Genomic DNA, 14669 nt, shown 5'->3' with positions numbered 1-14669 from the left:
GCAGTTGGACTTGGTGGTCAACTCCAGGTTTTGGCAAATGTAAGAAATTTGTAATTGGCGTCTTAATAAAATATTCATAAGTACCATTTACTGGTGGTTTTACTCGACTAATTTTACTGACTGCTAGGTCTTGCCTCGTGTCTAATTTATTTGGGTATGAAGACGCTTTTATTTTCGGCTGTATTTTGTCTTTGTGTCTCGAGGTGAGGGGCCGATGCCTCTTTTCCCGCGCTGATTGCGGCAAACACTCATTTCAATTCCCTCTTTTTTTAAAGGTTTTTCCAGTGTGGGGGAATTATAGGTCCGCACTTAAATAGTGCATATTCAGCTTTATTTTTTCATCATTTTTTAGCTTTCGCTTTTTTAACGAACTTTCCAGACAAATTGAGTTATTTTTATGGTTATCCACGATAAATTGACTTCCACCGGGAGGGGCTAGCCTGTAATCTGTTTACGTCACAGAAAACATGCGAATTCTGTGTCTCTTTATCAGCGCGGTCTTGGATCGGAATCTCGCAAAGTCGGAATCTCCACAGAGAGAGTAGAGCGGCGGGATAAGGCAGTACCGATTGCGATAAGTCCGTTGTTGTAGATAAAAACAATAAAACAATGGAGAGAAAACATGGGAAGTCCGTCAAAACTTAAGCAGCACTCCGCTCTGCTTTCCGCCTGTTCAGTAGCAACTCTTTGGTTGGCCAGTGGTGCTATCCCTAGCTTTGCTGCTGAGGGTTCGGTTGGTACCCTTATGGAAGAGGTACAGGTCACCGCCCGTAAACGTGCCGATGCCGAAATTCTGCAGGAGGTGCCCGTAGCGGCTACCGCCTATTCCGGTGATCAGCTAGAGGCCCTGCACACCAAGGATCTGCAAAGCCTTTCCTTCAAAATGCCCAACGTCCAGCTGGAAGATGTGGGCACTGTCAAAAACACCGCAAACTTTACCGTGCGAGGTCTGGGTATCAATAGCTCTATTCCCTCTATTGATCCTACAGTCGGTGTGTTTGTGGATGGTATGTATCTGGGTGTGAATGCCGGTGTGGTGACAGACCTGTTCGACCTGGAAGGAATTGAGGTCTTGCGGGGCCCGCAGGGGCTATTGTTTGGCCGCAATGTTACCGGTGGCGCAGTGGTTATAAAGACCGCCCGCCCCACGAATGAATTTTCCTCGCGTTTTAAACTATCCACGACTGACAATCTCGATACTGTCGCAGCTGGCACCATTAACGGCGCTATTTCCGATAGGGTCAATGGCCGTTTAACGGTTTATTACAACGACGACCGAGGATGGTTCGAAAACGTTGCCACTAACAACGACAATGCCGGCGCTTCCGATAGTTGGTTTATTCGGCCGAGCTTTAGCATCCAGCTCAACGACACAGCAGAGCTATTGGTGCGTATGGAACACGGCCGTATGGATTCCGATGGTGTGGTGGCGCAGAACCGTGGTTCTGAACCCTATTTTGAAGAGACAGATACAGGGGTTATTCCATGGGGTAGCGCCACCCAAATAGCTGCGTCAGTAGGCATCGATGATTGGGATAACGGCAAGGGCTCGTTTGAGGTGGCTCAGAACGAGGAGGGCTCCCAGAAAGATGAGTGGAGCCAGATCATTACCGAGTTCAATAAGGATGTGGCCTTTGGTGATGGTACCATCACCAATATTCTCGCTTGGCGCGAGTATGAGGCGCGAGGTATGGGGGATATTGACTCCTTGCCCCTAACGCTTTTCCATGCGGATTCCAGTGTTGAGCAGAGTCAGCTCAGTAATGAACTGCGCTATGCGGGTCGCTTTGGTCGCACCGCCTTAACTACCGGCGCTTACTGGTTTAGCCAGGACGTGACCTACCTGGAAAATCGTCTTCTGTTTATGGGGGCATTTGATTGGACTGGAGGTGGAGAGCAGGATCACAGCACTTATGGCGTATTTGCCCAAGCGGATATTGACCTGAATGAGGCCTGGGTGTTGACCTTGGGCGGGCGCTACTCCAGTGAGAAAAAAGATGCCAAGATTGCCTCTATTCCACTGAATACTTGTACCCTGAGCGGTTGTTCCTCCTATGACTTTGAGGATAGTGAGAGTTGGAATGCTTTCACGCCTAAGGTGGGCCTGCAGTGGACCGTCTCTGATGATACTCAGCTGTATACTTTCTGGACCAAGGGTTTCCGCAGTGGCGGCTATAACTTCCGTAATGCCGGCATTAATCCTTTAACTAGAGGACCTTATACTCCGCAGGCTACCGATCAGGAGGAGCAGAACAGCTTCGAGATCGGCGCCAAAGTGGATTGGCTGGATGGGCGTCTGCGTACCAATATGGCGGTGTTCCACAATACCATTGATGATATGCAGCGCGAGGAAAACCTTCCTGATGCGGTAACTGGGGTTGCACAAATCATCCGTAACACTGCCGATGCCACCATTCGCGGTGCTGAGTTGGAGGCGATGGCGGCGTTGAGTGAAAACCTGCTGTTTACTTTCAATGTTGGTTATGTGGATGGCGACTACGACAAGGTACTGGGCGACCTGAATGGCGACGGCCTTGTAGATGACACCGATCTCGGTCTTGAGATTCCCCGGTTGGCGCCCTGGACTTACGGTGCAGGTTTTATCCACGATCTGCAGTTAGGCGCCTACGGCACACTCACTTCTCGTTTGAACTTCAATCATCGGGATGAGGCGCCTTATACGGATGACAACCGCGGTATGTTGTCGGAAGTCGACATGGTGGATTTCAGTATTGGCTATACGCCGGACAATGGTAGCTATACCGTCTCACTATTCGGCAAGAATATGCTGGATGAAATGGCCGAAGGCAACAATACCCAACTGCCGCCCGAAATGGGGGGGATTGGCGCAAGCTTTACCCCACTCAATAAAGGGCGTGTTATGGGGGTGGAGTTTCTCTACGAGCTTTAACAGCGCGGCATACCCTCTTCATTAACTGGGGCCTTGCTCAACGTTAATGGATTTTATGTGGCTGGGGTCACTTGCACACTGAATCGGCGAGTGATCTGTGCGAGTGTCCCTGGCCATAATTGTTTTTACCTACCTGTAATTTCCCCTCATTAGCGGTACAGTAGTGCCCAGTATCCCTCTGATGGTATTTAGAGCTTGTCGCCATCGCTCAACCGGGTCGTGAAGAATTTAAAGGAGTGAATCATGCGTGCGATTGATCTGCCGGAATATGGCGGCCCCGAAGTCATGCGGCTGGTGAACCTGCCCAAGCCTGAACCCGCTCCTGGCGAGGTGTTGATTGAAGTGGCCGCTGCGGGGGTAAATCGCCCCGATATTGTTCAGCGCAAGGGCCATTACCCACCGCCTCCGGGCGCCTCGCCGATTCTTGGGCTTGAAGTGTCCGGGCGGGTGGCTGCGGTGGGGGATGGTGTCGAGCGCTGGAAAGTTGGCGATAAGATCTGCGCGCTGACTAATGGCGGCGGCTATGCGGAATTTGTCGCCGTACCCGAGGGGCAGTGCCTACCAATACCCGGCGCTTTATCCATGGTAGAGGCTGCGACTTTACCGGAGACTTTCTTTACAGTTTGGGCCAATGTGTTCGACCGGGCTAGGCTAAAAAGTGGTGAAATTTTTTTGGTGCACGGTGGCAGCTCGGGTATTGGCACTACCGCTATTCAGTTGGCGCACCAGCTGGGTGCCAGGGTTTTTGCCACCGCAGGTTCTGCAGAGAAGTGTGCAGCCTGTGAGCAACTCGGCGCTGAGCGGGCGATTAATTATCGGGAAGAGGATTTTGTGCAGGTAGTACAGGAAGCTACCTCGGGCCACGGAGCGGATGTCATTCTGGATATGGTGGGCGGCAGCTATATTGAGCGCAATATTAAAGTGGCTGCGAATGATGGGCGCATAGTGAATATTGCCTACCTGCAGGGAGCCAGTGTTGAAGTGAATATGTTGCCGGTTATGTTGAAGCGACTTTCCCTGACCGGATCGACACTGCGGCCGAGATCTACAAGGGTTAAGGCTAATATTGCCCACGCCCTGGAGTCCCAGGTTTGGCCATTTATTGCAGCGGGTAAAATTCATCCACAGATTGCTGCGCGTTTCCCTCTGGAGGAGGTTGCCGAAGCACACCGGCTTTTAGAATCCGGTAAGATTGTTGGAAAAATTGTGCTGACCCTGTGACCTTTAGCGAATGTAGGTGGTTGGCTAAGGCGCGGAGTAGTTGGGTATCTGCTGGATAACCCCTTCTGGAGTATTGTGTGGAGAGCAGTAACTCTCGCCCAATGATTTGCGTAAAGGCACTGCTGCAGTGGGATCGTCACTCATCATCTCCACATAGGCCTTATAGAGATTGCTGATATTACGTACATACTGTACAGGCTCTGAGCCTCGCACATAGCCGTAACGCGCTCGCTTAAAATACTGGGGTTGGGCCAGTTTCAACATGGCTACCTCGACATTGTCGAACCAGACATTAGGGTCTAGCCCCAGTTGTTTGGCGAGACGCTGCGCATCGAGAAGGTGGCCGTAACCGGCATTGTAAGAGGCGAGGGTGAACCAAAGTCTGTTTACCGTAGGCAGGGACGGATTAAATCTATCTCTCACCCAATCCATATATTTTACCCCGGCTTTAATACCGCGTTCCGGCTCAAATAGCGGCGGGGGGAAGCCCATTTCCTCGGCGGTTGCCGGCATTACCTGCATTAACCCCTGAGCGCCTACCGGAGAGACGGCTTTGGGATTAAAGTTACTTTCCTGCCACATCTGTGCGACGATCATGCGCCAGTCAAAGTCATATTTAAATGCGGATTCTTTTACCAGATCATCGTAGGGTGAGAGGTTTTCGCCTGGAATAACCCGGCTGCTCACCCTCTGCATAAAGCGTTTATTGGGCTCAAAATAGGCTGCATAATCTTTCTTGTATTGTGCTGTTTTTCGGTAGCTTTCTATAAATTTATTCAGGTTTTTCAACAGGTGCCAGTTCTGGCGTAGAACCAGCCAACCCTGAGGCTGGGGGTCACCAAGTAAAGTTCCCAGTACTAAGTTGGGCTGCACGGAGGATTCTATTTTTGCTCGACCTGAACTGGAGATAGTTGCATCGATCAATCCATCCGCTATGAGTGAGAAAATTTGTGACTGGGACATATCCGGTGGTGCCACCTGAATTTCCACATCGATACCGGCATCGCGCAATGTTTTTGCAGTATCGATAAATGAAGAGTAGGCGCGAAGAGTGAGCTTTCGACCACTCAGGTCCTGAATTTTCTCGATTGGAGGTTTATCCTTGCTGCTTACTATTTGGTCTGCTGATTCCACATAGGGTTTTGTAAATACCATTCCCTTATCTTCATACGAAGATGTGATATTGAGTTCCGCCCCGGCAAAGTCGCCCCGACCAGCTCTGAGCCAGTCCGCCAGGTCTTCTTCATAGGGCACCACGATAATTTGCAATTGAAGTTTGTGTTTGTCGGCGAAGGCTTTTGCCAAGTCATAGTCAAACCCCATTAGCAGGCCTTTCCATAGGAAATAAGTTGTAGGGCCGTTATAGGTGAGCAGACGGATAACCCCCGTTTTTTTGATGCCTTTCCAGTCGGTAATACGCTCTTCCTGCGCTTTAACTAAATTGCGGGTAAGGAAGTTATCTACTGTCGAGTTAAGGCGCCTGTTGTCTTTGCGCATTCCCCAGGCAATATTTTGTACTTCACTGACATAGGCCCCTAAGCGCAAGTCATCCCGATAATTACGTAAATCCTCCGCGGAAAAGTCTTCCAGAATCGCCACTCGATTACTTTTCATGTTGAGCATATCGACTAAGCCGTCGCGATTACCGTGGATAACAAATTCCCTAACCGTGAGGTTTGCATCAGGGTATTTGGCAATTAACTGTTTTGCCGTTTCCATATTGGCTGAACCCTGCGGCACGATTAACTCAACATCGTTCAGTTTGCTCGGGTCACTAATGTCTGGACCAGATGCACCGGTGACAAGCTGTTGGCGGGAGTGGCGAATGGGGACACTGAAATCGATGATTTTTTTGCGGTCATCAGTCACTGTCAGGTTATAGGCAATGACATCGGCCTCACCGGCAATCAACATCTCCACCGCTTTATTGGGGGTTGGGGCCTTGATCCACTTGGCCTCCAGTTTGAGTTGGTTAGCGAGTTTATTACCCAGCTCGAAGTTACGTAGGCTGACTACCCCGTCTCGGGGAAGTAAGTTTTCCGAAGCGCCTGTCAGGTTTACAAAGCGAATCGTACCGTGTTTTTTTATTTCCTTAAGATCACCGGTTTCGATGTAATTGACCTGTTGTTCTTTTGCAGGCGTAACGGGGGGACTTTTTTTCCCCTGTGTTCGGGTGTCTGCATTGGAACTACTTTCAGAAGTGGCAGAGGGTTGGATTGTACTTTTGTTCTCGGTGCTCTCGGGTGCTTTTGGGGCGCACCCGGCGAGCGCGAAAATTAGTACTAAAAGATATATCAAAAACCAGCAATAGGGACTGATAGCTTTATAGCGACACCTCATAGATAGCTCCAAAAGCTCTCTACAGATGGATTATAGTGTCGTGCCCAGACAGCCCATTCGCTGGGTTTTTTTAGTGGTCGATACTCTCTACCTTGGCAGAGAAGTGACCGCGGGCGAGTTGAACTTCAATCTCCTGGTTAATCTCCAGTGCGCGGCTGTCTTTCAGGGCGCGTCCCTGTGAATCTTTGGCGATGGCATAACCCCGCTGTAAAACAGCTAGGGGGCTCACATTATGAAGTAGCTGCGCCTGGTGATTGAGCCTGTCAGTTTTTTGCAGTAAAAGGCGTTCCGCCGCTCTTGGTAAGGCATTTTGTACCTGCCTAAGCTGCTCGCTTTTTTCCTGCAATTGTCGCTGGGGTTGGCAGTGGGCGAAGGCACGCAGGGTGGCTGACAATTGGTTGCGGCACTGCTGGATTTGCTGTTGCCCGGCTGTCAATAGACGCATCTCCAGGTGGTCGAGGCGTTGTGAGCGGTTTTGTAGTTGCTCACGGGGGTGGCGCAGTCGATTCCGATGCAGCATAACTTGCTGTTGTAAATGGCGCATCTGGTGCTGGATGGCCCGATATAATCGAAGCTTGCTGTTTTCCAGGCGTTGAAATAACTCAGCGGCATTTGCACTGGCAATTTCTGCAGCCGCAGAAGGGGTGGGTGCACGCACATCAGCGGCAAGGTCAGAAACCGTCGTGTCGGTCTCGTGACCCACGGCGGAGATTGTGGGAATAGGGCAGAGCGCTAAGGCCCTCGCCACAACTTCTTCATTAAAGGGCCAAAGGTCCTCCAGTGAACCGCCTCCGCGACCAACAATTAGTAAGTCATGGCGACCGCTGCGCCCTGCCTTTTCGATAGCGTCGGCAATTTGCATTGCAGCCCCTTGGCCCTGTACGGCCACAGGCCAGAGCTCAATTTGCGCTCCAGGGTGGCGGCGCTCCAACACATGGATCATGTCGCGGATAGCGGCACCGGTGGGGGAGGTGATAATGCCAATATTGGTGGGTAAATAGGGCAGGGCACGTTTGCGGGCGCTATCGAACAGTCCTTCGGCTTGAAGCCTGGCCTTGAGCTGTTCCAGTTGGCGCATCAGGGCGCCAAAGCCGGCCTCCTCCATATGCTCCACAATCAGCTGGAATTCCCCGCGGCCCTCGTAGAGGCTCACCCGTGCACGGATCAGCACTTCGCGGCCGTTTTGTGGGCGAAAGGGCACACTGCGGTTGCGCCCGCGGAACATGGCGCAGCGCACCTGGGCGCGGGCATCTTTCAAACTAAAATACCAGTGGCCTGAGCTGGGCACGGTAAAATTGGAGATCTCCCCGCTGATCCACAGTAGGGGCACGCTGCCCTCCAGCAGCTGTTTCACCTCCCGGTTGAGGTCGCTAACCGACAGGACGCTACGCTTGGTGTTGGGGGCTGCGGAGCTGGATTGCATCTGTGCCTCTCAAGTGAAAACTGGCGGAGCAATATTGCAGCATCCCCCTTTTAGGTAAAGTGCTTAGCTCGTTTAATTCGATTTTCTGTAAATTGTCATTTGCGCTTTTTTCCTTGAGAGGTATAATCGCCCCGATACCCAATCCCGCCTATTCGAGGTTTGAGTGTCAACAATGTCTGAATCCAATCTGCGCATCGCGCGCGAAGCCCTCACTTTCGACGACGTCCTACTTGTGCCCGGTTATTCCGAGGTGACTGCCAAGGATGTCAGCCTTAAAACCAAACTGTCTCGCAACATTACCCTGAATATTCCCATTGTCTCCGCCGCCATGGATACAGTGACGGAATCGCGCCTGGCAATTGCCCTGGCACAGGAAGGTGGCATCGGCATTATCCACAAGAGTATGTCTATCGAAGAGCAGGCTCTTGCGGTGCGCGCCGTGAAAAAATTTGAAGCCGGTGTGGTTAAAGACCCGATCACGATCGAGTCGGATGCCACCGTACGCGAATTGATCGCCCTAACAACCCACCACAATATTTCCGGTGTTCCAGTAATGGATAGAGGGGATTTGGTGGGTATCGTCACCAGCCGCGATGTCCGCTTCCTCACCGATCTGGATGTGAGTGTTGCCAGTGTGATGACGCCAAAAGAGCGTCTGGTAACTGCCCACGAAGATGCTTCTTCTGATCATGTGCGTGAATTGCTGCACAAGCACCGCATCGAGAAGGTGTTGGTGGTAAATGACAATTTCGAGCTGCGTGGTCTGATTACTGTCAAAGACTTTAACAAGGCAGAGCAGTATCCGAACTCCTGTAAAGATTCCGATGGTCGTCTGCGTGTAGGTGCCTCAGTAGGTACCAGCCCAGATACCGATGACCGCGTGGCGGCATTGGTAGAAGCCGGTGTCGATGTACTGGTAGTGGATACCGCCCACGGCCATTCCCGCAACGTGATTGATCGCGTACGCCGCATTAAAGAAATGCACCCCCAGGTGGATGTGATTGGCGGCAATATTGCAACCGGCGATGCCGCGCGCGCGCTGGTGGAAGCGGGTGCGGACGCAGTGAAAGTCGGTATTGGCCCGGGTTCTATTTGCACCACCCGAATCGTAACGGGTATCGGTGTTCCCCAGGTCACTGCAATTGCTGAGGTTTCCTCTGCGCTCGAAAGTACCGGTGTGCCCATGATCGCCGATGGTGGTATTCGCTACTCCGGTGATATCTCCAAGGCAATTGTTGCCGGTGCTTCCTCTGTAATGATGGGCTCCATGTTTGCCGGTACCGAAGAGGCGCCGGGTGAAGTGGAGCTTTACCAAGGGCGTACCTATAAATCCTATCGCGGTATGGGCTCTCTCGGCGCCATGGCGCGTACTCAGGGTTCCTCCGATCGCTACTTCCAGGATGCCAGCAAGGGCGCAGAAAAACTGGTTCCAGAGGGTATCGAAGGGCGTGTTCCTTACAAAGGTCCTCTGTCTGCCATAGTACACCAGATGCTGGGCGGCCTGCGCTCTGCTATGGGCTATACCGGCAGTGTGGATATCGAAACCATGCGCACCCGTCCAGAATTTGTGCGGGTAACCTCCGCCGGCATGGGTGAATCCCATGTGCACGACGTGCAGATTACCAAAGAGGCGCCCAACTACCCGGTGGGCGGACGCTAAGCCTCTCGGTGAACAACTTTCAGTACCAAGCCGCAAACGGACCTTTCAGGTCCGTTTGCCGTTATTTATTCTGTTAATGAGTCAATCATGAGCCAAGATATCCACTCCAGCCGAATCCTGATCCTCGACTTTGGGTCCCAGTACACCCAGTTGATCGCCCGCCGTGTGCGCGAGCTGGGTGTTTTCTCCGAAATTCGCGCCTTCGATATGAGCGAAGAAGAGATCCGCGAATACAACCCGAAAGGTATTATCCTGGCCGGCGGGCCTGAGTCCGTACCGGAAGAGGGTTCTCCCCGTGCGCCAGAAGCGGTTTTCAATTTGGGCGTGCCGGTATTGGGCATCTGCTATGGCATGCAGACCATGGCACATCAACTCGGTGGTGCCGTACAGGGCAGTAACATCCGCGAGTTTGGCTACGCCCAGGTAAAAGTCGAAGGCAGCTCCAATCTATTGCGCGATATCAAAGACCACCTCAACGAGGAAGGTGAGGCACTGCTGGATGTATGGATGAGCCACGGCGATAAGGTTGTGCAGATGCCGGAAGGCTTTGAGCTGATGGCTTCTACCGACTCTTGCCCCATTGCCGGTATGTACTCCGCTGAGAAGAATTTCTTCGGTGTGCAGTTCCACCCGGAAGTTACCCACACTCTGCAGGGTATGCGGATCTATGAACATTTTGTTATCGATATCTGTGGCTGTGAAAAACTCTGGACGCCGGCCAATATTATTGAAGACTCCATCGCCAAAGTGCGTGAGCAAGTAGGTGAAGGCAAAGTGTTACTGGGTCTTTCCGGTGGCGTCGACAGCTCTGTGGTGGCGGCACTGCTGCACAAGGCGATTGGCGATCAGCTGACCTGTGTTTTTGTGGACAATGGTTTGTTGCGCAAAAACGAAGGTGATCAGGTAATGCAAATGTTCGCCGATAACATGGGCGTTCGAGTGGTTCGCGCCGATGCGGAAGAGGACTTCCTCTCGCGTCTGGCGGGTGTGGATGAGCCGGAAGCCAAGCGCAAAATTATCGGTAATACCTTTATTGAAATATTCGATCGCGAAGCTTCCAAACTGCAGGATGTTAAGTTCCTGGCTCAGGGCACAATCTACCCGGATGTGATCGAATCTGCCGCCGCCAAAACCGGCAAAGCCCATGTAATCAAGTCGCACCACAATGTGGGTGGTCTGCCGGAGGATATGCAGTTCGAGCTGGTGGAACCACTGCGCGAACTGTTCAAGGATGAAGTGCGCAAGATCGGCCTGGAGCTGGGCCTGCCCTACGATATGGTCTACCGTCACCCCTTCCCGGGACCGGGCCTGGGGGTGCGTATTCTCGGCGAAGTAAAGAGAGAGTACGCCGATATCCTTCGCGAGGCAGATGCGATCTTTATCGAGGAGTTACACAAGGCCGATTGGTACCATAAAACCAGCCAGGCGTTTGTGGTATTCCTGCCAGTGAAATCTGTTGGTGTGGTGGGCGATGGTCGCCGTTACGAATATGTGGTGGCATTGCGCGCAGTGGAAACCGTGGACTTTATGACAGCTCGTTGGGCGCACCTGCCTTACGAGCTGATTGAGAAAGTCTCCAATCGCATAATCAATGAGATTGAGCATATCTCCCGCGTAGCATACGACGTATCGAGCAAACCACCGGCCACCATTGAGTGGGAATAAGCGTTTAATCCCGCGGCTTAAATGGGGTGCAAGGCACCCCATTCCCCTATTTTTCCCGCCAAGCGTGCCACTTTCCACAGCTGTGGCCTTTCACCTTTAGTGCCCCTTATTTGGTTCGCCCGTCTCTTATCTCTCTCTGCTTATTCGCTGTAACTCGTTGATTTTTTAAGCGTTTCGAAAGCTGGTCATTTTTTCCTCAGATTGTCACACTGGCGCAACCATGGGCCTTTGCGCCGGGGAGGGAATAGTTATCCTCAGAGATATCCACAGAATCTGTGGGTAGCCTTTCGATGAGGGAAATGGGGTGGATATCTTGCAAGCGGGAAGTGTCTGCGGGGTACCTTTATTCAAGGCTACCCCATTCAAGGCTATCCAGGTGGCCGATTAGAATTGTTGGCGAAAGCTGATCAGTGCGGCGGTGACTGCCACGTTGAGGCTCTCCACACCATTTTGCATGGGGATACGCACTAACTCATTGCACTGTTTGGCGACGGCATCGCTGACACCGTGGGTTTCGTTGCCCAACACAAAAATGGTTGGCTTGTTACCGGTAACCTCTGCCAGAGTCACTGAGGCGTGGGAGGACAGGCCACAGATACGTGCGCCAGACTCGCGAAAGTCTGCCAGTGCGTCTGCCAACGTTTCGCAACGGAGGATCTGGGTTTTAAACAAGGTGCCGGTGCTGGCTTTAATAACCAGCGGATCTATTTGCGCGCAGCCCTTCCTGGGCAAGATGATTCCGTCCACGCCGCCGGCACAGGCGGAGCGGATAATCATGCCGAGATTCTGTGGGTTGGTAATACCGTCCAGAGCCAAAAGTTCGTAGGTTTTAACCTCATCCCTGTGATTTTGCAGGAAGGTTTTATAGCTGCCGTAGTTGGGTAGGGCGAGATCCAGGGCCACCCCCTGATCCTGGCGGGAATTTTTCGAGATGCGGGAGAGCCCTTTGCGATCCCAAAAGGCGGTTTCTATCTGGCGCTCCTCGGCCAGGGCTTCCATGCGGCTGATCAGTTGATCGCGCCGGTTGCTGCTGGCCAAGTGCAGTTTGTGTACCGGGAGGTCTGGGTCTTCCAGTGCTTCGAGTACCGGTTTGCGCCCGTAGATAGTTAGCAGGCTGTCGAAAAAAGCTCTTTTTTTCAGGTATTCAGAGGAGTCTTTCACCGCAATGGCTCACTCAGTAGTTCGATCAATTTGGCCGCGCTTTCATCGGATAGCTGGCCGCGCCGCGCCAACTCTACACAGGCGAGGCCCAGTTGGCGATAGTGGTGCGCGAGTTCCGGCGATACCGACGTTAAGTTTTTCAGCTGGTTGGCCACGGTTTCCAGGTCGCCCCGGGCGATCGGACCGGTGAGGGATGTCTCCGGCCCCAGGGCCATATTGTTCTGAGCAGTTTGCAGGACAATGGGCTCCAGTAACTTGAGGGCGCTGTCGCGGTCGATGCCCGCCGCGGCGAAGCTGCGCAAGCTGAGGTCGATCAATACGGTGAGATAGTTGCATGCGATCACCGAACCCGCATGGTATAGAGACTTATGTTGGGCTTCGATGGTGAGGGTCTTACAGCCTATGGCAGTGAAGGTCTCTTCCAAAGCCGAAGTGGCAGAGCTGTCGCCTTCTAGAGCAACGCTGCTGCCAGCGAGACTGTCGAGGGAACGTAGCGGGTCGGCAAAGCTGTGTACCGGGTGGGCGCTGGCGATGGAGGTGGGGCGCAGACCTTCGAGCACTTGGGAGCTGAGGGCGCCGCTGCAGTGAAAGGCAACAATGCCCTCGCGCTCGCCAAGGTGATCAGCGAGGCGATCGGCTGTTGCGGCAATTTCGCTATCGCCGCAGGCGATCAGCCAGAAGTCCGCCGGTTCCATGGAGTTCAGTGCGGGAACTGCGCGCCCGGCGCCGATGAAACCGGCAGCTGCTTTTGCGCTATCGACACTGCGATTAAGAATCGATTGAACCTGAAAAACTCCGGCCTGCTGCCACAGGCGCCCGAGTGTTTTCCCCAGGCGCCCGGCACCAATAATATTGAGTGTCTTCATTAGTTGCCGGCGAGGCAGTTCAGATAGGCTTTAACGGCATTTTCCAGGCCCATGCCGATGGCATCTACGGTGAGGGCGTGGCCAATAGAAACTTCCTGCAATCCCGGTAGAGTGCGGTAGCGAGGCAGGTTGACCAGATTCAGGTCGTGACCCGCATTCACCCCCAGTCCCAGCTGGCGCGCGTGTTCGGCGGCGGCACAGTGGGCGTTGAATATCTCTTCTAGCTCCACACTCTGTTTGGCGGCTGCTTCCGCATAAGGGCCGGTGTACAGCTCTATGCGGTCAGCGCCCACATCCTTGGCCAGGCTGATCTGCTCCAGGTCCGGGTCCATAAACAGGCTGACACGGATGCCGGCGTCCTTGAGCTTGGCGATTATGGGTACTAAGCGCGGCCCATCCAGCTTGAGGTTGAAGCCGTGGTCAGAGGTCAGCTGGTCGTTGCTGTCGGGAACCAGGGTGCACTGGTCCGGCTGGGTTTCCAGAGCGAGTGGCATCAGGCCAGGGTAGTCCCCCTGGTGCTCGGCAAATGGATTGCCCTCAATATTGAACTCAATACCATGGCGATCGCGGCAGAGGGCGGCCAGTTCGCGCACGTCACGGGGGCGAATATGGCGTTGATCCGGGCGCGGGTGCACGGTGATCCCCTGGGCGCCCGCGTCCAGGCACATTCGGCCGTGGGCGGTGACATCGGGAAAGTTGCCTTCGCGGGAATTGCGGATCAGGGCGATTTTGTTGAGATTAACACTGAGAGCGATCACAGCTTATTCTCCCTTACTGTTGTTGGCGACAGCGTTGTCACCGGTGTCAATACGTTTGGCCTCGAGGATGCGGATGGGCATGTTGGGGGCGCTTGGGTGCTGTCGATAGAGACCGCGAGGCTGCTCTACCATTTTTTCCACCACATCCATCCCCTCGACTACCCGACCAAAAACGGCGTAGCCGGGTTTGTCCTCTTGCGCGTCGAGCCTGGTGTTATCGACCAGATTGATAAAAAACTGTGAGGTGGCGCTGTCCGGGTCATTGGTCCTGGCCATGGAGAGCGTACCGCGCAGGTTTTGCAGGCCGTTGGCGGATTCGTTGACGATGGGATCTTGAGTTTCCTTCCTTTGGAAATCGAATGTAAAACCGCCGCCCTGCACCACAAAACCAGGCACTATCCGGTGGAAGATGATTCCGTCGTAAAAGCCGCTATCGGTATAGGTGAGGAAGTTTTTTACTGTGACTGGGGCCTCTTTGGCGAAGAGTTCGATCTGAATAATGCCCATGTCGGTTTTCAGTTTCACGCGCGGATTTTTGGCGAGTGCGGGGTGGGCAAGGGCTGCACAGAGTAGCATTGCAAAAAGTTTACGCATCATCCTTAGTCCTTTAGGTTTCACGGCGGCCTATGGGCGCCGCCGCTTTTGTGTTGGATGTGGGGCTCGG

Annotated in this window: 10 protein-coding genes; 4 read left to right on the top strand and 6 right to left on the bottom strand. The window is 53.2% G+C overall.

What is annotated here, in order from left to right:
• The first annotated feature begins 622 nt into the window (after positions 1-622).
• Together ACXAFI_RS13010 and ACXAFI_RS13005 are read left to right on the top strand one after the other, a co-directional pair.
• Positions 623-2911: a TonB-dependent receptor gene (locus ACXAFI_RS13010; RefSeq protein ID WP_475109151.1), complete on the top strand. Its 2289-nt coding sequence runs from the start codon at positions 623-625 to the stop codon at positions 2909-2911.
• A gap of 243 nt (positions 2912-3154) precedes the next feature.
• Positions 3155-4132, top strand: a complete 978-nt coding sequence (locus tag ACXAFI_RS13005; RefSeq protein ID WP_475109150.1) for an NAD(P)H-quinone oxidoreductase — start codon at positions 3155-3157, stop codon at positions 4130-4132.
• 24 nt (positions 4133-4156) lie between these two features.
• Here the strand turns inward: ACXAFI_RS13005 and ACXAFI_RS13000 are convergent, their stop codons facing one another.
• Both ACXAFI_RS13000 and xseA read right to left on the bottom strand, forming a co-directional pair.
• The gene (locus ACXAFI_RS13000; protein WP_475109149.1) at positions 4157-6472 is read right to left on the bottom strand and encodes a transporter substrate-binding domain-containing protein; all 2316 of its coding nucleotides are present in this window, start codon (positions 6470-6472) and stop codon (positions 4157-4159) included.
• A 70-nt stretch (positions 6473-6542) separates the two neighbouring features.
• Positions 6543-7895 (bottom strand): exodeoxyribonuclease VII large subunit, encoded by a 1353-nt coding sequence (gene xseA / locus ACXAFI_RS12995; RefSeq protein WP_475109148.1) that lies wholly within the window; start codon positions 7893-7895, stop codon positions 6543-6545.
• A gap of 172 nt (positions 7896-8067) precedes the next feature.
• Here xseA and guaB point away from each other — a divergent pair, with 172 nt between their 5' ends.
• Complete coding sequence (gene guaB, locus ACXAFI_RS12990; protein ID WP_475109147.1) at positions 8068-9555, top strand: IMP dehydrogenase; 1488 nt, start codon at positions 8068-8070, stop codon at positions 9553-9555.
• 87 nt (positions 9556-9642) lie between these two features.
• Positions 9643-11220, top strand: coding sequence for a glutamine-hydrolyzing GMP synthase (gene guaA, locus ACXAFI_RS12985; protein ID WP_475109146.1), 1578 nt, complete (start codon positions 9643-9645; stop codon positions 11218-11220).
• Positions 11221-11604: 384 nt separating this feature from the next.
• Here the strand turns inward: guaA and rlmB are convergent, their stop codons facing one another.
• From rlmB to ACXAFI_RS12965, 4 genes are read right to left on the bottom strand one after another with little or no spacing between them, the layout of a single operon-like run.
• Positions 11605-12381, bottom strand: coding sequence for a 23S rRNA (guanosine(2251)-2'-O)-methyltransferase RlmB (gene rlmB / locus ACXAFI_RS12980; protein ID WP_475109145.1), 777 nt, complete (start codon positions 12379-12381; stop codon positions 11605-11607).
• Positions 12378-13247 carry a Rossmann-like and DUF2520 domain-containing protein gene (locus ACXAFI_RS12975; protein WP_475109144.1) on the bottom strand — a complete coding sequence of 290 codons (870 nt, stop codon included), beginning with the start codon at positions 13245-13247 and terminating at the stop codon, positions 12378-12380. The genes rlmB and ACXAFI_RS12975 overlap by 4 nt, the downstream gene beginning before the upstream one ends.
• Positions 13247-14005 carry a pyridoxine 5'-phosphate synthase gene (locus ACXAFI_RS12970; protein WP_475109143.1) on the bottom strand — a complete coding sequence of 253 codons (759 nt, stop codon included), beginning with the start codon at positions 14003-14005 and terminating at the stop codon, positions 13247-13249. Before ACXAFI_RS12970 ends, ACXAFI_RS12975 begins: the two co-directional genes overlap by 1 nt.
• Before the next feature lie 3 nt (positions 14006-14008).
• A complete protein-coding gene (locus ACXAFI_RS12965) occupies positions 14009-14602 on the bottom strand; it encodes a peptidylprolyl isomerase (protein WP_475109142.1) in 594 nt (197 codons plus the stop codon).
• Positions 14603-14669 lie beyond the last annotated feature (67 nt).

The sequence above is a fragment of the Microbulbifer sp. ABH2_005 genome, assembly GCF_056160005.1.
This window is presented reverse-complemented; position numbering and strand designations above follow the sequence as displayed.

Coding starts and splice junctions, on each gene's coding strand:
- ACXAFI_RS13010 (WP_475109151.1), top strand. CDS start 623: ATGGGAAGTCCGTCAAAACTTAAGCAGCACTCCGCTCTGCTTTCCGCC.
- ACXAFI_RS13005 (WP_475109150.1), top strand. CDS start 3,155: ATGCGTGCGATTGATCTGCCGGAATATGGCGGCCCCGAAGTCATGCGG.
- ACXAFI_RS13000 (WP_475109149.1), bottom strand. CDS start 6,472: ATGAGGTGTCGCTATAAAGCTATCAGTCCCTATTGCTGGTTTTTGATA.
- xseA (WP_475109148.1), bottom strand. CDS start 7,895: ATGCAATCCAGCTCCGCAGCCCCCAACACCAAGCGTAGCGTCCTGTCG.
- guaB (WP_475109147.1), top strand. CDS start 8,068: ATGTCTGAATCCAATCTGCGCATCGCGCGCGAAGCCCTCACTTTCGAC.
- guaA (WP_475109146.1), top strand. CDS start 9,643: ATGAGCCAAGATATCCACTCCAGCCGAATCCTGATCCTCGACTTTGGG.
- ACXAFI_RS12975 (WP_475109144.1), bottom strand. CDS start 13,247: ATGAAGACACTCAATATTATTGGTGCCGGGCGCCTGGGGAAAACACTC.
- ACXAFI_RS12965 (WP_475109142.1), bottom strand. CDS start 14,602: ATGATGCGTAAACTTTTTGCAATGCTACTCTGTGCAGCCCTTGCCCAC.